The sequence below is a fragment of the Flavobacterium sp. genome (assembly GCF_052437795.1).
Taxonomy (GTDB): domain Bacteria; phylum Bacteroidota; class Bacteroidia; order Flavobacteriales; family Flavobacteriaceae; genus Flavobacterium.
Genome location: NZ_JBQVPA010000001.1, coordinates 19,515 through 37,542, shown reverse-complemented (window position 1 = coordinate 37,542; position 18,028 = coordinate 19,515). Strand labels below are relative to the sequence as shown.

16 protein-coding genes are annotated in these 18,028 nt (G+C 41.9%); 10 read left to right on the top strand and 6 right to left on the bottom strand.

Annotation, left to right across the window (positions count from 1 at the left end; genetic code table 11):
- The first annotated feature begins 20 nt into the window (after window positions 1-20).
- Window positions 21-2,564 carry a prolyl oligopeptidase family serine peptidase gene (locus ACT6R0_RS00195; RefSeq protein WP_444650210.1) on the top strand — a complete coding sequence of 848 codons (2,544 nt, stop codon included), beginning with the start codon at window positions 21-23 and terminating at the stop codon, window positions 2,562-2,564.
- A gap of 325 nt (window positions 2,565-2,889) precedes the next feature.
- Here the strand turns inward: ACT6R0_RS00195 and ACT6R0_RS00190 are convergent, their stop codons facing one another.
- From ACT6R0_RS00190 to ACT6R0_RS00175, 4 genes are all read right to left on the bottom strand, one after another.
- The gene (locus tag ACT6R0_RS00190) at window positions 2,890-3,123 is read right to left on the bottom strand and encodes a hypothetical protein (protein ID WP_444650209.1); all 234 of its coding nucleotides are present in this window, start codon (window positions 3,121-3,123) and stop codon (window positions 2,890-2,892) included.
- A 123-nt stretch (window positions 3,124-3,246) separates the two neighbouring features.
- Window positions 3,247-4,314: a hypothetical protein gene (locus ACT6R0_RS00185; RefSeq protein ID WP_444650207.1), complete on the bottom strand. Its 1,068-nt coding sequence runs from the start codon at window positions 4,312-4,314 to the stop codon at window positions 3,247-3,249.
- Window positions 4,311-4,754, bottom strand: a complete 444-nt coding sequence (locus ACT6R0_RS00180) for a MauE/DoxX family redox-associated membrane protein (protein WP_444650205.1) — start codon at window positions 4,752-4,754, stop codon at window positions 4,311-4,313. Before ACT6R0_RS00180 ends, ACT6R0_RS00185 begins: the two co-directional genes overlap by 4 nt.
- A gap of 129 nt (window positions 4,755-4,883) precedes the next feature.
- A complete protein-coding gene (locus ACT6R0_RS00175; protein WP_444650203.1) occupies window positions 4,884-5,171 on the bottom strand; it encodes a hypothetical protein in 288 nt (95 codons plus the stop codon).
- Between the two features lie 532 nt (window positions 5,172-5,703).
- Here ACT6R0_RS00175 and ACT6R0_RS00170 point away from each other — a divergent pair.
- The 8 genes from ACT6R0_RS00170 to xseB all read left to right on the top strand — a co-directional run bounded on the left by ACT6R0_RS00170 (window position 5,704) and on the right by xseB (window position 15,737).
- Window positions 5,704-6,969, top strand: coding sequence for an SIR2 family protein (locus ACT6R0_RS00170; RefSeq protein ID WP_444650202.1), 1,266 nt, complete (start codon window positions 5,704-5,706; stop codon window positions 6,967-6,969).
- A gap of 76 nt (window positions 6,970-7,045) precedes the next feature.
- Window positions 7,046-8,716 carry an ATP-binding protein gene (locus tag ACT6R0_RS00165; protein ID WP_444650200.1) on the top strand — a complete coding sequence of 557 codons (1,671 nt, stop codon included), beginning with the start codon at window positions 7,046-7,048 and terminating at the stop codon, window positions 8,714-8,716.
- Entirely contained in the window at window positions 8,716-10,269 is a 1,554-nt protein-coding gene (locus ACT6R0_RS00160; RefSeq protein ID WP_444650198.1) for an RNA-directed DNA polymerase, read from the top strand. Before ACT6R0_RS00165 ends, ACT6R0_RS00160 begins: the two co-directional genes overlap by 1 nt.
- Window positions 10,270-10,400: 131 nt before the next feature.
- Window positions 10,401-10,787, top strand: coding sequence for a plasmid mobilization protein (locus ACT6R0_RS00155; RefSeq protein WP_444650196.1), 387 nt, complete (start codon window positions 10,401-10,403; stop codon window positions 10,785-10,787).
- On the top strand, window positions 10,775-12,049 hold the full coding sequence (locus ACT6R0_RS00150) for a relaxase/mobilization nuclease domain-containing protein (protein WP_444650194.1): 1,275 nt from the start codon (window positions 10,775-10,777) through the stop codon (window positions 12,047-12,049). Before ACT6R0_RS00155 ends, ACT6R0_RS00150 begins: the two co-directional genes overlap by 13 nt.
- 12 nt (window positions 12,050-12,061) lie before the next feature.
- A complete protein-coding gene (mobC, locus tag ACT6R0_RS00145; protein ID WP_444650192.1) occupies window positions 12,062-14,044 on the top strand; it encodes a conjugal transfer protein MobC in 1,983 nt (660 codons plus the stop codon).
- Window positions 14,045-14,095: 51 nt separating this feature from the next.
- Window positions 14,096-15,541, top strand: coding sequence for an exodeoxyribonuclease VII large subunit (xseA, locus tag ACT6R0_RS00140; protein WP_444650191.1), 1,446 nt, complete (start codon window positions 14,096-14,098; stop codon window positions 15,539-15,541).
- Window positions 15,519-15,737 carry an exodeoxyribonuclease VII small subunit gene (gene xseB, locus ACT6R0_RS00135; RefSeq protein ID WP_444650189.1) on the top strand — a complete coding sequence of 73 codons (219 nt, stop codon included), beginning with the start codon at window positions 15,519-15,521 and terminating at the stop codon, window positions 15,735-15,737. Before xseA ends, xseB begins: the two co-directional genes overlap by 23 nt.
- 7 nt (window positions 15,738-15,744) lie before the next feature.
- Here the strand turns inward: xseB and ACT6R0_RS00130 are convergent, their stop codons facing one another.
- Window positions 15,745-15,930, bottom strand: a complete 186-nt coding sequence (locus tag ACT6R0_RS00130) for a DUF3606 domain-containing protein (protein ID WP_444650188.1) — start codon at window positions 15,928-15,930, stop codon at window positions 15,745-15,747.
- A gap of 75 nt (window positions 15,931-16,005) precedes the next feature.
- The gene (locus ACT6R0_RS00125) at window positions 16,006-16,782 is read right to left on the bottom strand and encodes an XRE family transcriptional regulator (RefSeq protein ID WP_444650186.1); all 777 of its coding nucleotides are present in this window, start codon (window positions 16,780-16,782) and stop codon (window positions 16,006-16,008) included.
- Window positions 16,783-16,869: 87 nt separating this feature from the next.
- Here ACT6R0_RS00125 and dinB point away from each other — a divergent pair, with 87 nt between their 5' ends.
- Complete coding sequence (gene dinB, locus ACT6R0_RS00120; protein WP_444650185.1) at window positions 16,870-18,027, top strand: DNA polymerase IV; 1,158 nt, start codon at window positions 16,870-16,872, stop codon at window positions 18,025-18,027.
- Window position 18,028 lies beyond the last annotated feature (1 nt).

Genomic DNA, 18,028 nt, shown 5'->3' with positions numbered 1-18,028 from the left:
TTAGTATAAAAAAATATTTTATGGTAGCTTTCTGCTCTTGCCCATTCTTTGGGCAGGGGCAAGAAAGCCTTGAGCCTGACAAATACGAACAGTGGGGGACATTTTCCCAGGTAAACATATCCCCAAAAGGGGATTGGATGACCTTTTCGGTAGACCATACTTCAGGAATGGACACGCTGTACCTGGCCAGTACGGTAATACCTAAAAGATTTGCTTTTCCAAAGGCTCACTTTCCAGCTTTTATCAACGACACGCTTTTCTGCTACCTTGACAACGACCACGCGGTACACCTTACGGGTTTGACAGGCAACTATTCCTACAGCCGCAGGGACATAAATACATATGTTGTTGCGGGCAGGCACATCTTGTTGCATAAGCAAACGGGTGAACTTATAGTTGTGAACCTACACACTGGGCAGGAATATAGCACAGCTAATGTTAGCAGCATCTCCCTTAGTCCTGACAAAAGCAAATTAGTCATCTCTACCGTACACGATTCTATCTATAAAGTGTGTTTATTAGATATTGACAAACCGGATAAGCCCCGATTGCTGCTGAGCAGCACCGCCAATGCCTACTTAAATTTTGTCTGGCACAAAGATAGCGGCGCGTTTGTTTTTAAGGATGACACAAACAGTGCAGCTTCAGCGCGGGATTATAGCCTGTATTTCTACAGCCTAACCGAGGACAGATTATATAGTACCGGCACCACCAATATGAATTGGCCTGAAAATTTTGATCTTGCGGCCTATCCTGAATTACTGGTATCTGATGACCGTTCAACAGTATTTATGTTATTGGCCCACAAGTCCAATAAAATCAAGCCACCTACCCCACAAATTTGGAATGCTTACGATAAGGTGCTCTATCCGTATAAGAAAGCTAACGGTAGTTTTAGCTCCTATAGCAGGCTCTATTTGTGGAAGCCTCATAGCGGCAATATAGCTTCGGTAGGAGATCAGTGCAGGACGGGTGCATTGCTGCTCGACGGCCAGTTGCAAGCCCTTATTTATGATCCTTCTGAAAACCGTCCGGCTTTAAAATATTACGCGGACAGGGACCTTTACATTAAAGACCTTAAAACGGGAAAGTATGATTTGGTACTCCCCAGGTTCGAAGGCCGTCAGGAAAATTTGGTATGTTCCCCGGAAGGCCGGTACATTGCGTATTATAAAGATGGAAACTGGTGGACCTATTCCATTACATCAGGCAGGCATATCAACCTGACGGGCAAACTTGATTCCGAATTCTCCGACCAGGAATATGACAGGCCCGGCAGTAAGCCTGCCTATGGTTATGCCGGATGGTCCTTCGATGGCGTATCCCTTTTTGTTTATGACCGGTATGACGTGTGGGAACTTGCAGCCAATGGCAAAAAAGCCCAGCGGCTCACTTCAGGTAGTGAAGAGGGGCTCATATTCCGGATACACAATTTTGACAGCCCGATTGGAGAGGGTTATAATTTAAGAAGCCGCATTATCGATACTCAGGCTCCGCTTTTCTTAACGGCAGGAACAGAAGATAATGCTGTATCTAAAGTCTTCAGATATTACAAAGGGATTATCGACGAAATTTTGAGCGGCAACGAAAAATTCAGTATACTTTGCAGGGCAGCCAATGCCCATTCCTACATTGTTGCTGCGGAGCGCTATGATAGCCCCCCCACACTTTTGCATGTTGACAACAAAAAGTGTAATGCCATACTTCAAGGCAATACACACCATTATAAATACAGATGGGGGAAGTCTGAATTGATTGACTATACAAATTCCGCTGGGCAATTATTAAAAGGCTCACTTTTCTTTCCTATAGACTATCAGCCGGAAAAAAAATACCCTATGGTAGTACATATCTATGAGCGTCAAACCCATCATCTGCACAGCTATACAAATCCTTCGCTATATAATGCTGCAGGTTTCAATAAAGCAAATTTTACGGGCAACGGATACTTTGTTTATTATCCGGATATCACATACGAGGAAAATGCTCCCGGGATTTCCGCACTGGATTGTGTTACGGCAGCCGTTAAAGCCGTCATAGCCAAATATCCCGTGTCCAGTGATAAGATCGGGCTTATCGGACATTCTTTTGGCGGATACGAAACCAACTATATAATCTCAAGGTCTGATATGTTTGCAGCCGCCGTGTCGGGTAATGGTATTTCGGACCTTGTGAGCTGCTATTATTCTGTAGGCTGGAGTTATGGCTTGCCAAATACTTGGAGATTTGAAAGTGATCAGTTCCGAATTGCGCAAACTCCTTTTGATAATTCAGAGGCGTATCAGGATAACTCTCCGATATCTTTTGTGAGGGATGTTAGTACCCCCTTGCTTTCCTGGATAGGAGAAAATGATACTCAGGTCAACCCCATTCAGACTATCGAATATCATATAGCTTTAAGGCGGTTAGGTAAAGAAAACATAATGCTCGTATACCCGGATGAAGGCCACGTACTGGTCAATCCCACTAATCAAATTGACCTCACTTCAAAGATTATGCAGTGGTTTGATTATCTATTGAAAAGCGATTCAAAACCCTGCTGGGTTAAACCCGCGGAAGACTAAATTACTATTGCAACTTATAGACAGGTACATTACATTGGTATTGGCCATTCATTCCCCACAAGTACACGGTACCAAATTTGCACAGGTCTGCGGGGATTGTACTGCACATCATTTTAAATTCACATGTGGGAGGTCCAGGCAGTATATAACGGTAGCCGGATACTGATGCCAGTTCAATACCTTTTGGAGCCTCGTACTTGTTATAGAGGGCCAGAAAAATTGTCGCAGACGTTGCGGCAATTTTTAATTTTGTAATAATGGTTGTCATAGGAATAAGGGATTAAACAATGCAGTTATTGTTACAATAACTGCATTGCATTTACTACTAAGGAATTTTGAATAACGGCACATTACAGGGTCCATTTTCAGTGGCCTTGCCCCAAAGGGTGATGGCGCCTGACTTACATACGTCACCGGATTCAGTCCTGCACATCAGTTCGGCATGACACGGGTTAGGCTGGCCTGAAATAAAGCGGTAACCCTGCTGGTTAGCCACGGGTGCAGAAGCCATTGATGTAGTCGCAAATGCTCCTGCAAACCCTACGACTGCGACAGCCATTGGCATCACCAGTCCTTTTAAAAAACTTGTTTTCATAATTTAAAAATTTTCAGTTGTGATCTACTCTGTTGACAGGTTTTCGATCAAATCCCTGATACTGGCCAGTATATTGTTATGGAGGGGCTAATTTTTTTGCTGACGAAAATCATCCTGTAGCATATGCCCCACCAGTTTAGTATCTATTAATGCGTATACTTTATTTCCCATTACGAAGAGCTCCTTCAATTTTTTACCCTCAATGTGATATATTGGAAAGCTGGAACGATAGGTCTGGTCGCTAACATCGTAGATATCTACAATGCTTGCATTCTTCCAAAGGCTTTCAGGCTCGAACTGGCCCGGCAAAAGCGAATTCACAAACAGGTAATTATTATAAAGTGCACTTGTCTTATTTACAATAAGTGGAGGTTTAGAAAAGGTGGTATAGTCATGGCTTTCCACTTTTGCAAGTACAATCTGCGCCTTGGATACCGTATCGATTGTATTGCCTCTTGCAATGCTGCGAAATTCCGGATCGCTGATAATATACTGGTTCCTGTACCTGTAATTATATACTATCTGGCTTTTCTGCTGGCTCACATGAAGACTGCCATCGGTATCAAATATGCCATCGATTTGCTTCTGTAATACCCTTGTGCTTAGATGCACATGAGCAGTATCTTTAAGATTGAGTAAGCCGATAATGCTTTCCCCGTTTTGGGCAATATAACGGATTGCCAGGCGAACGGAATCTAAAGGCTGTACCTGCGAGAAGTATTGGCCGCCACGTACTTGGAGCGAGGCAACCCAATCAGCGGTTTTTCCTTTAAAGAGGTACGGCACCGACCCCTCATAGACATAAAAATAATTACCCAGTACTCTTACTTGTGGCGAACGGAACGGCAGGTCTTTTTCTACCAGTTCCACATGGTACGTCCGTCTGTTATTTAGGTTAGTATCGAATGCTATAATCTGTAATGGAGCGGTTATATTTCCCAGATAAATAGTTCCTTCCGATGCGCCCGCAAAATAGTAGGAATTGTAAGTTAGCTCAACACGCTTAAATTCATCTGCAACATGGGGAGGATAACGCCTGATAAACTTATTATCATAATGAATTATATCCTCCGAGAACTTAAATGCAAATCCAACTGATGCGATTGATGCTATCGTTAAGCTTAGCAGGGTGACGATTTTTAGATAAGGTTTCATACAATTATTTTATGTTGATGTTCGCCTCTTGCCGGCAACAATACTACTGCTGCAATTGCTAATGCCATAAAGGCTATATTGAAGAGCAAATGCTGGTCCCATGTCATCTTTTCCAATACCCCTCCACAGGAGCAGGGAATGAAAGCACTATAGTTAAGCATGATAAAAATATAAGCTGTAAACATCGTCATTAAAGTATATGCGCTCAGGAGTCCGAAAGGCCGCGTAAGAGGTAGCGCAAGTAATACTGAGATGATGAGTTCGCCTATTGGCACTGCCCACGAAATTACCCCTGCGAAAGAACTTAGCATTGGAGATTGCCCCAGCTGTATCCTGAAGTTTTCAAAATCAAGCAGCTTGCTTAATGCAGCATAAATGAACACGCATATGTAGAGCAGTGAGGTGGCTTCAATAATAATATTACGGTATTTGATTTTCATGATCTTACGTTATTATCATAGTGCTAAATTACTGGCTATTAAGACAAATGGAGTTTTATAAATCGTTCTAAAAGTTGCAAAAAAGATGCTTTTAAATAAAAAGGCTGCCCCTTGGGACAGCCTGAAAACTTACTTGCTGGAGGCCAGCGACTTCAGTTTTTCACTTAGTTCCACCAATCCTCCCTTTTGTAAAAAATCATTTGAAATTTCCGCAAGTTCTTGCTTAGCACCTTCCGGTAGCGAGGTAAACATACTGCCTTTTCCATCTGCTTTATCTTTAATCCCCTGTTCAATTACATGAGATAAAAGCAATACATTTTTTCTTGAAATACGCAGGTCAATTTTTACTGCCTCATTCATCCCCGGGCTGCTCAAAATGGTATCGAACACCTGGGCCGCTTCATCTGTTGTCAGCATACTTTTTCAGTTTTAGATTAAACAATAAATCGATTTAAAATTAATGTATCTCATGACATGAAACTTGGGTATAATTTACCTTTGAAGATCCTGTACTGCTGTCCGGAAACAACAAAAACTTTACGGAAATACCTTCGTGAGCTCAGGAATTTCCTTTCTTGCATAGTTCGAAACAGAATATTCCGCTATGCTACATATTCCTTTTCGCTTGAACAATGTAATTTTTTAAATCTGGAAAAATAGGGAGTCGGTTATGGAGATTGCCAGCTCCTCGCGCAATCGGCAAGATGAACGGTTGTATCACACAACCGGATCTTGCAGCCCTTTCCTCGAAACTCGGGGAGCAAAAAAATTTAGACAACAACTGACATCTTTATAACAAAAATGTTAAAACTCGATAAAATTTAATACTTTGGTCTATTATACATTTAGCTTTTCAAATTACATCAACATAATAATAAACAAGCAATGAATAATTTGATGAAGTTGAAAAGTCGATTAGTATTTTTTTATTAAGTCAGATAATAAATTTATGGGAAGGAAATATTTATATATCAATGGGCAGAAATCTGTTGAAATTGAAGAAGGAGAAGGCGGGGTAAACGCTGTTTATATTGACGGTAAATTACATGACTTTGGCGGAGAAGAAAATCCAGATAAAATCGCGTTCGCCCATGCTACTAAAAGAAAAAAATATTCGTCATTTTTAAATTCACAATTTGAAAATCTTGTCATATTAACTGGTGCCGGTTCTTCTGTCGGCATCGGTGATAATATTGTTACTGGCGAGATTACCGAGGAACGAAAAGGACGTTTATTAATAGATTTATGGGATGATGTAGAATTACAACTCACAAAACAGGTTATGGATCGATTCTGTGTGTTGGTTCGTTATGAAGATAAAAATGAAGAAACAAATCAATATATTAAAAATCTGGAAAAGCTTTTATCCTTAGCTAATATCAGTAAAAATTATGTCAAGGATTCTGAAGAAGATAATCCTCTAGACATCGATGATATAATAAAAAAAATTGAAAAACTTATTCAACAGAAATGCACATTAATATTGCCCAATGACGCACCGCATAGCATATTTATTGAACGAGTTACAAAAAGGAAAGTTACACTGCCACGAGTAAAGATTTTTACACTAAACTATGACACGCTATTTGAGCAGGCAGGTAGGAAAAAAAATTTCACCATAATTGATGGATTTTCATTTTCCCATCCTCGAACATTTAGTGGAAGAAATTTTGATTTGGATGTTGTTTCAAGAAATTCAAGCAGAGTTAAAGAAGAAGATAATTTTGTACAAAAAGTATTCCATTTATATAAACCCCACGGCTCTGTCGATTGGACTAGGAATGGTAACGATATAGTTCAAAAAGATTGGGTTGAAAAGCCCTTGATGATTTTTCCTAAAGATAGTAAATATGAAAGCTCATATGAACAGCCCTATTTTGAAATGATGTCGAGATTTCAGCAATATCTTAGAGGCGAGAATGTGCTTTTAATTTGCATTGGTTTTAAATTTAATGATAAACATATTGTAACATCAATTATAGAAGCATTAGAACAAAATCCCGGATTCCAATTGGTGGTAGTTAATAGAACTATTGATGAAAGCCCTGGGAATTTTAATAATGTATTTGAAGCAAGTAAAAAACATAATAACATCGTTTTAATCAGCGAGTTATTTGAAGATTTTGCAATCAATTTTCCAGATTTAAAATCTTACAATCAAGAAGATTTAAAAAAAATCAACTTAAGTAATCAAAATGAGCAACAATCCCTTTAACCACAGTCATTTTATAGGATATCTTAATCAAATTACGCCGCAATATGTGAAGGTTCACTTTCCTTCATCGGTACTAATGAAATCATTTACTTTTTATGGAGAAGAGTTAAAGGGTGGTCTAGTTGGGAATTATGTTGTTATAGAGGGTGAAAAGTTAGGTTTTTTAGGTAAAATTTTGGAATTAAGCTTACCCGAAAAAGAAAGACTGGAGTTAAGCGAAAAATCATTTAGTACCAAAGACTTCCATCCCACCGGGAAGATTGAGATTTTATTATCATTCGAATTATTTAATCCTGCCAAGATTGATAAAGGTCTTAATTCTCTGCCAATGATCGGAGCAAAAGTATTTATTTGTTCATCGGAATTTATACAGGGATACTTCAAAAGCTTTGGTGTAAAGGATGAACATAAAGATAATGCACCACTGATCGAAATCGGCCACTTAACATATGATAAAAGTACTGCAGTTGAAATTTCTCAACAAGCTCTTTTTGGAAGACATTGTGCAATAGTAGGAACTACAGGGGGAGGAAAAAGCTACACGGTAAGTAAGTTAATTGAGGGAATTATAAAAAATAAAAGTAAAGCAATAATTATTGACCCAACAGGAGAATATCATAATTTTGATAGTATTGCGGGTACTTCTTCTACACCTTTGATATTGACAAACTCAGCCTTTTTTCACTATACAAATTTAACTATTAGCGACTTATTTGTGCTCTTAAGACCTTCAGGCCAAGTTCAGTCTCCTAAATTAATGGAAGCAATAAAATCTTTAAAGATTTACAAAATACTGGAGAATAATGTAGATGGTGACTTTATAGTCAGAATTGATGATAATACTTTTTCAATTAAAATTAACGATGTCGGCTTGCGGGAGAATATCAGTGTTAGAGACAACACAATTGTAAAAGCATCTCAGCTAATGAGACCATTCAATAGGGTATATTCAAAATTTATTGCAGATGTTGAAGGAATTAATTCAGACTTTGATATCCAAGCCCTGTCATCTCAATTGATGCGTGAATGTATCCACGATGTAGATTTTAACAATCATCTTATGTGGGGTGGCAATAATAACAATCATGCTACTAATTGTATTAGTCTTATACTTAGAATAAATAATCTCGTAAATAATCCAGAATTTAATAAAGTATTCGGATTTAACAGGCCAAAAAATGATCCCGATGAGCTTATTCAAGGAATAAATAATTTTCTTGATAGTGATTTAAGTTTGTTAAGAATCGGTTTTGAAAGTGTCAGCTTTGATTTTCAAGCTAGAGAAATTCTAGCTAACGCGGTTGGAAAATATCTTTTAGGATTATCTAGATCGGGAAAATTTAAAGAAACTCCGTTAATATTATTCATAGACGAAGCTCATCAATATTTAAATAAAAAAGTTAAAGATGAATACTTTGAATCAACAGATTTATCTTCTTTCGATAGTATTGCGAAAGAGTGTAGGAAGTATGGCCTATTCTTGTGCTTGGCAACACAAATGCCGAGAGATATCCCATTCGGCACTTTAAGCCAGATAGGAACATTTATTACACACAGATTGATCAATCACCAAGATAAGGAGGCAATTGCAAACGCTTGCTCCACAGCAAACAGAGACACTTTAGCATTTCTTCCAGTACTAGGTTCTGGCGAAGCAATACTAATGGGCGTTGATTTTCCGATGCCTGTAATGTTAAAGATCAATATGCCAAATATTAAACCCAATTCAGAAACACCTTTATTCTAATGGAATCAATTACAGAGAGTGAAGTTTTTGAAAAGCTTATGGATTACGGATTTTTTCCGGAAAAAATCAGTAGTATCTTTACTAGTCAGAATTTTGGTACTTGGGCTAGACAAGTCGGAATTAATATCTATAAAAATGCTGAGTTCTCAAATATTACTTTCCATCTTACAAGAAATAATAATGCTCCTAGAGTTTTGCATATCCCTCATCCTATAGCATATTGCCGCTTATGTAACGAAATAAAAAAAAATTGGAATTTTATTTATGAAAAAATTGGTGAGGTTGATGATTATCCTAAGAGAAGTTTGATTATCCCAAAGCCAAACAATTTAAATAACAGACTAATTTCGATGCTCACTTATGACAGGAGTAAAGATGAAAAATTTTTAATTATTGATAAATCCTATAAAGCAAAGTATATTGTCCATGCAGATATTGCAAATTGCTATACAAGCATCTATTCCCATTCTATATCTTGGGCTTTAGTAGGTAAAAGCGTCGCTAAAAATAACACTGACCGTAAAGAATGGTATAATACTTTAGATTTTGCAATAAGATCTGTACAGAGAAATGAAACTGTCGGGATACCCATAGGGCCAGATACGTCGGCGATCATTTGTGAAATCATACTATCAGAGGTTGACAAACAATTGAATGATTTCAACTATTTTCGATATATAGATGATTATCGGTGCTATTGTAAATCAAAAGAAGATGCCGAAAATTTCATTAAAAAGCTTAGTAAAGAATTAGAAAAATTTAATTTAAGATTAAATCAAAAAAAAACCGAAATTATAAGTCTTCCTCAACCTCTGGAAGAATCATGGGTTAGAGAATTGAAGAGTTTTGCTAATACCTTTTTGAATAAAATTGAATTCACCAATGCTGATATAAATATCCTAAGCGAATTTATCGATTTAGCAATTAAATTATCCAACGATAATCCCAGCTCCTCCTCTATTAAATATGCTGTAAAAATACTATCATTAAAAATTTATAAAGATGTTGACGTATATGCGTTTATAATAATGTACATATCACGTGTATGCTTTATATACCCGTATTTTATTGATGTTTACTATTCAATTTTTCAACTAAACCCTATACCAACTAAATTAAAACCGCTTATTGAAGTTGAAATAAATTCGATCTTAAAGGAGCATTTGGAGTTTTCACGATCTGATATAGCATTATGGGGCATATTTTTGGCAATTGAATACAATTTTAAAATTGATAATTTTGAATACTATTCAAATTATTTGCTGGAAGACAGAGATTGTTTACCAGTTTTGTTATGTTATTCTTATAGCAAAAAGAAATCTCTTGACACCAAAAAATACTTTAAGCTAATAAGCGATCTAATTGAGGAAAAACTAGAGGATGAATGGTGGATATATATTTACACTCTCTACTCTGAATTCCCAACAAAAAAAGTGTTTCAAAATATTTTATATAAAGATTTTTACTTACTTATGAAAAATGAGAGGATAATGTTTCTTAAGCATGAATATCGAGAATATACGGACAAAGCTTTCGAAGACCTTATTTTTTGAAGTGTATGCATATCTCTGCTTAAGCAACCTATTTAACAGCCTTAGGTATAATCTACCTATGTTTGTCTTTAATCATGTTCATTGTTAATTTCAAAGTGAATTGCAGCATTATTGACTTAACAATTGTAACTATGAAAACTGAAGGCAGTAATAGAACAAAGTGGATACATCTTCGGCTTTCCCCTGCTGAGCATAAAATCATAATACAACGGCGGTCAAATTCAACTTGCCGCAACCTCAGCCATTACATTCGAAATGTTATTCTGGACAGGCCAATAGTGGCAACGTATCGTAATCTTTCACAAGATGAAATAGTGCAACAGATGGTTCTGCTCAACAGCGAGCTGAATGCTCTTGGCAACAACCTGAACCAGATTACAAAGAGGCTTCATACACTTCGTTCTTCAGAACAAGAGTTTTGGAGCTTACAGTTTACTTCTCAGGCGGATTCTATTTTACTGAAGCTTGCAGAAATCAAGGGTGTAGTGCAAAATGTCTCTGAGCGATGGTTGCGGTAATAAAGGTTAGCAGCTCTGTTAACCGTATACTCAATTACAATGAAAACAAGGTTACGGATGAAAAGGCGGTTTGCCTTTATGCCGGGAATTATCCTATTGACAGTGACAGGATGAACTTTACGATGAAGCAAAAATATCTGGAGCGGCGCATGGAACTTAATACGAATGTCAGCCGCAACAGCCTGCATATCTCCCTGAACTTTGACCCTTCCGAAAAAGCTTTAGGTAACGAGAGAATGACTGAGATTGCCCGTGCCTATATGCAGGAATTGGGGTTTGGGGAGCAGCCGTATTTGGTCTACCGCCATTTCGATGCAGGGCATCCGCACCTGCATGTGGTGACCACGAACATCCGGCATGATGGCAGCAGGATTGACCTGCATCATTTGGCGATACGGAAGTCGGAGCCGGCCCGAAAGCAACTTGAGATTGAATTCGGGTTGGTACGAGCACAGGGGCATAAAAGGGACTTGGTTGATAAGACAGTCCGGGTTGTTGAGTATGGGAAATCAGAGACTCGATCGGCAATACAGAATGTGCTGGAGGCGGTACTGGATAAATACAAGTACACGAGCTTGCCAGAGCTCAATGCTGTGCTGAGCATTTACAACATTAGGGCAGATCAGGGGGCAGAAGGTTCAAGGGTCAGCCGCCATGGCGGCCTGCTGTACCGGATCATTTCCGACAAGGGTGAGCCGATGGGTGTCCCTATTAAGGCCAGCCTTTTTCATAGCCGGCCCACCCTGTCGCGGCTTGAAGTAAAGTATGCAAAGAATAAGATCACTTCAAGCCAGCATAGGGCAAGGGTAAAGAATGTCATTGACAGGCTCGTGGTGCAGGGAAAGGCTGTGCTATTTTCAGATATGACCGGTATGCTGGCAGGCCAGGGAATTACTTTGGTAAAACGCCAAAACGCTGAGGGGAGGATCTACGGACTGACGTATGTAGACCACCAAACTGGTGGGGTGTTTAATGGCAGCGCCCTGGGCAAGGCTTATAGTGCAAAGGAAATGCTGGAGCGTTTTCCTGATGTTTCCGGTAAGCGTAGTTTAGACCGGGATGCCGAAAGTGGTGTACAGGAAAAGTTGGGTCATCTTTCTTTAGGCATAGCCTCGCATGACCCGCAGGCTGCCGCACTTATCACGCAGATTTCCAACATGCTGAAAATACTTACATCAGCAGAATTTACAGCAGACTTCGTGCCGAAGAATCTTACGCGGAAGAAAAAAAGGAAAAGGAGAGGGCAGCAGGGAACGAATTAATGACGGAGAGTTATGAATACGGGAGAGAATGAGCAGGCATTGCGAAAGATATTGGATATGACAAGACTGATAAGCCTTGTCATACTGTTGCTTCATGTTTATTTTGAGTTTTATGCGGCCTTCAGGGAAGCTGGGCTAACCGCAGGCTTTACGGATAAGATACTCTCGAATATTGTACAGACGGGATTGTTCAGCTCCTTTTCAAAGCCCAAATGGATCGCTTTGCTGTTCCTGGTAATTTCTCTTGTAGGCGCTAAAGGGCGCAAGGATGAAAAGCTTAAATTTATTTTTGCCATCCGTGGATTTGCTATAGGCTTTGTGCTGTACATAGCTTCAGAATGGATTACTGCTTTAGGCCTGTCTTTGTTCTGGTCGGTTACATCCTACTTGCTTTTGACTGCGGCAGGTTATCTGCTGATGCTTTCCTGGGGGACAAAACTTTCGCGGCTCATCACACGTACGCTGGACGGGAAGGATATCTTCAACAAGCTGAACGAGACTTTTCCGCAGGAGGAGCGATACTTGGAAAACGAATTTTCCATCAACCTTCCGGCAAAGTACCATTTAAAAGATAAGGTGCGTTGCAGCTGGATCAATATCATCAACCCGTTCCGCGGCCTTATGGTGCTGGGAACTCCGGGCTCAGGAAAGTCCTATTTCGTGATACGCCATGTGATTACCCAGCATATCGCAAAAGGCTTCACGATGTTCGTATATGATTTCAAGTTTGATGACCTTTCGCGCATCGCCTACAACTCATGGCTGAAGCACAAGGACAGCTATCCGGTGCCTCCCAAATTCTATGTGATCAACTTCGATGACCTCAGCCGCTCCCACCGATGCAATCCTCTTGAGCCTTCCGGCATGACGGATATTACAGATGCAGCCGAATCGGCCCGAACCATCCTGATGGGGCTCAACCGTGAATGGATAAAGAAGCAGGGGGATTTCTTTGTGGAGTCGCCTATCAACTTTTTAACGGCCGTGATCTGGTACCTGCGGAAGTACAAGGATGGGCAGTTCTGTACCCTGCCCCATGTCCTGGAACTGATGCAGGTGGATTATGACAGCCTCTTTACCCTATTGCGCAACGAAAAAGAAATTGAAGTGCTGATCAATCCTTTTGTCACCGCATACCTTAACGACGTGATGGAGCAGCTTGAGGGCCAGATTGCTTCTGCCAAGATTGCACTGGCACGTCTCTCCTCCCCTCAGCTGTACTATGTGCTTTCAGGGAATGACTTTACGCTGGACATCAACAATCCTGCGGACCCTAAGATCGTCTGCATGGGGAATAATCCGCAGAAGATACAGATATACGGCGCGGTGCTTTCCCTCTTCGTAACACGTCTTGTAAAGCAGGTCAACCGGAAAGGCATGCAGAAAAGCAGCCTTGTCTTTGATGAGTTTCCGACCATTTACCTCAACAATATGGACAGCCTTATCGCCACAGCGCGGAGTAATAAAGTCGCCACCTGTCTTGGCATCCAGGACTTCAGCCAGCTCCGCAAAGATTATGGGCGGGAGCAAGCCGATGTGATCATGAACATTACCGGAAATATCATTGCAGGGCAGGTAACGGGAGATACCGCTAAGCAGCTTTCCGAGCGCTTCGGCAAGATCATGCAGGACCGTGAAAGCCTGTCGATCAACAGCAATGATACCTCCATCAGCCGGTCCAAGCAGCTGGAATCAGCCATACCTGCTTCGAAGATCGCCTCATTGAGCTCCGGTGAATTCGTCGGCATGGTTGCCGATGACCCGCTGTCGAAGATTGAGCTGAAGGCATTTCATTGCGAAATACAGAATGACCACGCCGCCATGCAGAAGGAAGAAGCAGGGTTTAAGGAGATAGAGCCTGTGCGCAAGATTGACCAGGGTATGATACAGCGCAATTACGAGCAGGTGAAGCAGGATGTGCAGGAGATCATACAATCTGAAATAGAAGCGCTGCTGGCTGACCCAGCGCGTGCACATTTAGTGGTCCGCAAATAGCATCCGCTGAAATTATAATATATTTGTAGCAAACACCTTTGCCTGATACATATGCAACAGCAACAGCCATCATCCGCCCCGTTACGGTTATCCCAGCTTACTGCCGGAATATCCGAGGCTGTGCAGGAGGCTTTCAGGGAACAGCGTTTCTGGGTTATTGCCGATATTACCAACCATTCCTATAAGGCTGAGAAAAGCTATCATAACTTTGATATGGTCGAAAAGGAAACCGGATCAGCAAACCTTCTGGCAAAGATTTCAGGGAAAGCCTGGGGCACCGGTTCAAAGCAGATCGCTAATTTTGAAGGGCAGACCGGGCAGCGGTTCACCAATAATATACAGGTATTGGCTCTTGTAGCTGTGGAATACCATGCAGTGTACGGGCTCAGCGTGAACCTTCTGGATATTGATACCAGTTTCACCCTTGGGGTACTGGAACAGCAGAAGAAAGCAACGCTGGAAAAGCTGGTTGCGCAAAATGAATTTATTACAAGGCTCGGGGATGCTTTTATAACGCCGAACAACAGCCTTGAGCTGAACCCCGTAATCCAAAGGATAGCCTTGCTTTCCTCATCGATATCTGCCGGGGCGGAAGATTTTAAGCATACCCTTGAAAATAATTCCTTTGGGTATACGTATTATGTGGATGACTACTTCTCCTCTGTGCAGGGTGACCAGAACGCTGGGCAGTTGCTGGCCAAGCTTATCGAGATTTACAATTCCGGGATTTCGTATGATGCAGTGGTGATCACACGTGGCGGCGGAGCCCAGACGGATTTCCTGCTGTTCGATAATTACCGCATCGCACGGGGTGTGGCTAAGTTCCCTATTCCGATTATAACGGGTATAGGACACCAGAAAGACCAAAGCATAACCGACCTAATGGTGCATACGCAGACAAAGACTCCGACAAAGGCCGCGGAATTTATCATAGCGCACAACCGCACCTTTGAACAGGCACTCCTGTCACTTCAAAAAGATATACTTATAGCCTCCCAACAGCTGCTGTCCTCCCATAACAAAGAACTTACCGATACCAGGCACGCCATCCTGATGGGTGCAAAAGATACACTCAGCGGGCGCAGGGAGAATTTGACCTCCGTAAATCACGATATAATTGAGGAGTCAAGGACACTTTTGTTTTCGCAAAAGAGAAAGCTGCTGCAGCTCTCTTCAAAAGCTATAGCAACTACAAGGATAACCCTTGCCAACCGCAGGAACAGCATCAGTTCTGAAACAGAGCGGCTTAAAAGGGTATCGCTGGCGAGCCTAAAGAGCAACAACAGTAAAATAGAGGGGTTCAGCACCACAATAAAACTGATGTCCCCGGCAAACATCTTAAAAAAAGGCTACGGTATTGTCAGGGTTGATGGGGAGATTGTCAGCAATGCTGATAAAATCAGTGAAGGGACTGTTATTGAAGTAGTCCTTGCAGATACTAACATACGTTCAACAGTTATAGAAAAAAAAGCACATGGAACAGACACAGACTTATGAAGAGGCATATAAAGAGCTCACAGCAATAGCCAGTGAGATAGAAAATGACACGATTTCTGTGGACCAGCTCGCCCAAAAAGTAAAGCGGGCATCAGAACTGATCAAAATCTGCCAGTCAAAGCTCAGGGAAGCTGAGACGGAAGTAAATAACATCATCACGCAGATGGATGAAGCTGATGAAAACAAAAAGAAGTAAGCGGTGCTTACTTCTTTTTATCCTTTAGGTACTTTTCAACGTTTTCCGCTTTGTTGCCTACTGCCCTTACGGCGCCTGTAAGCTGCTGGGAGGAAACATCGAGTTTCTTTTTCCAATAATCCATCTCGTACTTCTCTGAAGTATTGATTAGGGAGCGGTCCGGCTCACCTGTCTTTTTCTTGTTATCAGCCATAATTGTCGGTTTTAGCATATTGAATTTACAAAATTCATTGCTTCGCCTTGCGTACCTTAACAATTATTTAGTTCATCACGCGTGGCCCGATGCCTTAGCTGAGAGCTGCCTGAGTTCCTGCTTCAATGTCATAAACATATCCTTAATAGTCTCGGGGTTCATGTCATCCGGGTCATGCTCATTGGTGGCGATGCTACAGGCAAACTCCCATATCTCAAGTATATCGGAGGCCCGGACCTCATACGGCTCATAAAACGTATTATCCGATTTCAATATCAGCCTGTTCTTCCCATTTCGGTTCAGCCGCTTGTAGACGATGCCTTCATTTTTTGTCAGCAGTATATACGTTCTTCCGTCCATGACATCACCCAGCCGCTCTACATACCTTCCGATGATGAACGAGCCTTCCTTATGCGGAGGCATAGAGTCTCCTGCTACAGGGAAAGCCCTGAATTTCCCGTGCTGCAGGAAGGGCAGCGAAATCTGCTGCAGCCCCTCTATGAATTCCGGGTCACTGTAGCCGGTAAGGTAACCGGCGCGCGCTTTATGCGGGATGATCTCAATAACGTTTTCTCCTTCCCTGTCGACCTTAATCGGCAGCAGGATGCGGTTGTCATCCAGTTTCAGAAGGCCTTCGATATCAATCTTACGGATATCTGCTGTGAGCAGCAGGTCAATGCTTATATGGTAATAATGGGAGATTTTGACCAGTGTCTCATACGGCGCCTGATTGGTGCCGGACTCATATTTTGCAAGCCTGTCGCGCGAAATGGAGAGGCTTTCCGCCACGATTTCCTGCGAGAAGCCTTTTTTTACCCTTAGGTGCCTGATATTGTCAGAGAATAAAGACATATGCGTTTTGTGATTATTTATCACAGCAAATATAGACTATTTTGTGATTATCTGTCCTAATTTTGTACAGTACAAATAGGAAGGATTATGGAACGCTCGATTGTACATATGGATCTGGACACTTTTTTCGTGTCCTGCGTTAGGCTGCAAAACACTGGCCTTGAAGGCATTCCCCTGATTGTTGGCGGTGGTGACCGCGGTGTGGTAGCTTCCTGCTCGTATGAGGCGCGCCGATTCGGGGTGCGCTCGGCAATGCCGATAAAGATGGCGCTCCGGCTGTGCCCTGAAGCCCGCATTGTTAAGGGTGATATGGAATTGTTCTCCCGATATTCCAATACGGTCTCGCAAATTATAGAAGAGAATGCACCGGTAATGGAAAAGGCTTCCATCGATGAATTCTACCTCGATATCACAGGAATGGACAAATTCCATGGCTCCTACAAATGGACCCGTGAGCTGGTGGCTAAAGTTACCCATGAAACGGGGCTGCCCCTAAGCTTTGCGCTTTCGGTAAACAAGACCGTCTCTAAGATCGCGACCGGGGAAGGCAAGCCCAAAGGCAACCTTGAAATACTCCAGCCTCAGGTGCAGCAGTTCCTGAACCCGCTTTCCATCCGGAAAATACCCATGGTTGGCGATGCTACGTTTAACCTGCTCTCGCGTATCGGAATCCGCAACATCCAGACCCTGGCCGAGATGCCGGCAAAGGTGCTCCAGGAAATGATCGGCCAGAACGGGATGGAATTATGGAAGAAGGCAAACGGTATCGATAACAATCCTGTGGAGCCCTACCGCGAACGCAAATCCTTATCTACGGAAGATACCTTCCATCAGGATACGACTGATATTGCTTTCCTGCGCTCCGTCCTTTCGGGGATGGTGGAGAAACTGGCGTACCAGCTGCGCAGCGAAGGATGGCTGACTTCCAATGTGACCGTTAAGATCCGATACTCCAACTTTGACACCGAGACGCGGCAGGTTACCCTTGCCTATACCTCGGCAGACCATACGCTGACAAGGGCGGTGCTGGAAGTTTTTGAGAAACTCTACCAGCGCCGTATGAGCCTGCGCCTTGTCGGGGTACGCTTCAGCAAGCTGGTGCGGGGCTCCTACCAGATTAATCTTTTTGAAGACACACAGGAGATGATGTCCCTCTACCAGGCCATGGACAGGATAAAGAATCGTTTCGGGCCGGGTGCGGTCATGCGCTGCAGCGGCGCTTTTATTAAGCCTAAAGCGATTTGAG

Bases quoted from the DNA above. Each gene is read 5' to 3' on its own strand.
- ACT6R0_RS00195 (WP_444650210.1), top strand. From the start codon at position 21: ATGGTAGCTTTCTGCTCTTGCCCATTCTTTGGGCAGGGGCAAGAAAGC.
- ACT6R0_RS00190 (WP_444650209.1), bottom strand. From the start codon at position 3,123: ATGGCTGTCGCAGTCGTAGGGTTTGCAGGAGCATTTGCGACTACATCA.
- ACT6R0_RS00185 (WP_444650207.1), bottom strand. From the start codon at position 4,314: ATGAAACCTTATCTAAAAATCGTCACCCTGCTAAGCTTAACGATAGCA.
- ACT6R0_RS00180 (WP_444650205.1), bottom strand. From the start codon at position 4,754: ATGAAAATCAAATACCGTAATATTATTATTGAAGCCACCTCACTGCTC.
- ACT6R0_RS00175 (WP_444650203.1), bottom strand. From the start codon at position 5,171: ATGCTGACAACAGATGAAGCGGCCCAGGTGTTCGATACCATTTTGAGC.
- ACT6R0_RS00170 (WP_444650202.1), top strand. From the start codon at position 5,704: ATGGGAAGGAAATATTTATATATCAATGGGCAGAAATCTGTTGAAATT.
- ACT6R0_RS00165 (WP_444650200.1), top strand. From the start codon at position 7,046: ATGAAATCATTTACTTTTTATGGAGAAGAGTTAAAGGGTGGTCTAGTT.
- ACT6R0_RS00160 (WP_444650198.1), top strand. From the start codon at position 8,716: ATGGAATCAATTACAGAGAGTGAAGTTTTTGAAAAGCTTATGGATTAC.
- ACT6R0_RS00155 (WP_444650196.1), top strand. From the start codon at position 10,401: ATGAAAACTGAAGGCAGTAATAGAACAAAGTGGATACATCTTCGGCTT.
- ACT6R0_RS00150 (WP_444650194.1), top strand. From the start codon at position 10,775: ATGGTTGCGGTAATAAAGGTTAGCAGCTCTGTTAACCGTATACTCAAT.
- mobC (WP_444650192.1), top strand. From the start codon at position 12,062: ATGAATACGGGAGAGAATGAGCAGGCATTGCGAAAGATATTGGATATG.
- xseA (WP_444650191.1), top strand. From the start codon at position 14,096: ATGCAACAGCAACAGCCATCATCCGCCCCGTTACGGTTATCCCAGCTT.
- xseB (WP_444650189.1), top strand. From the start codon at position 15,519: ATGGAACAGACACAGACTTATGAAGAGGCATATAAAGAGCTCACAGCA.
- ACT6R0_RS00130 (WP_444650188.1), bottom strand. From the start codon at position 15,930: ATGGCTGATAACAAGAAAAAGACAGGTGAGCCGGACCGCTCCCTAATC.
- ACT6R0_RS00125 (WP_444650186.1), bottom strand. From the start codon at position 16,782: ATGTCTTTATTCTCTGACAATATCAGGCACCTAAGGGTAAAAAAAGGC.
- dinB (WP_444650185.1), top strand. From the start codon at position 16,870: ATGGAACGCTCGATTGTACATATGGATCTGGACACTTTTTTCGTGTCC.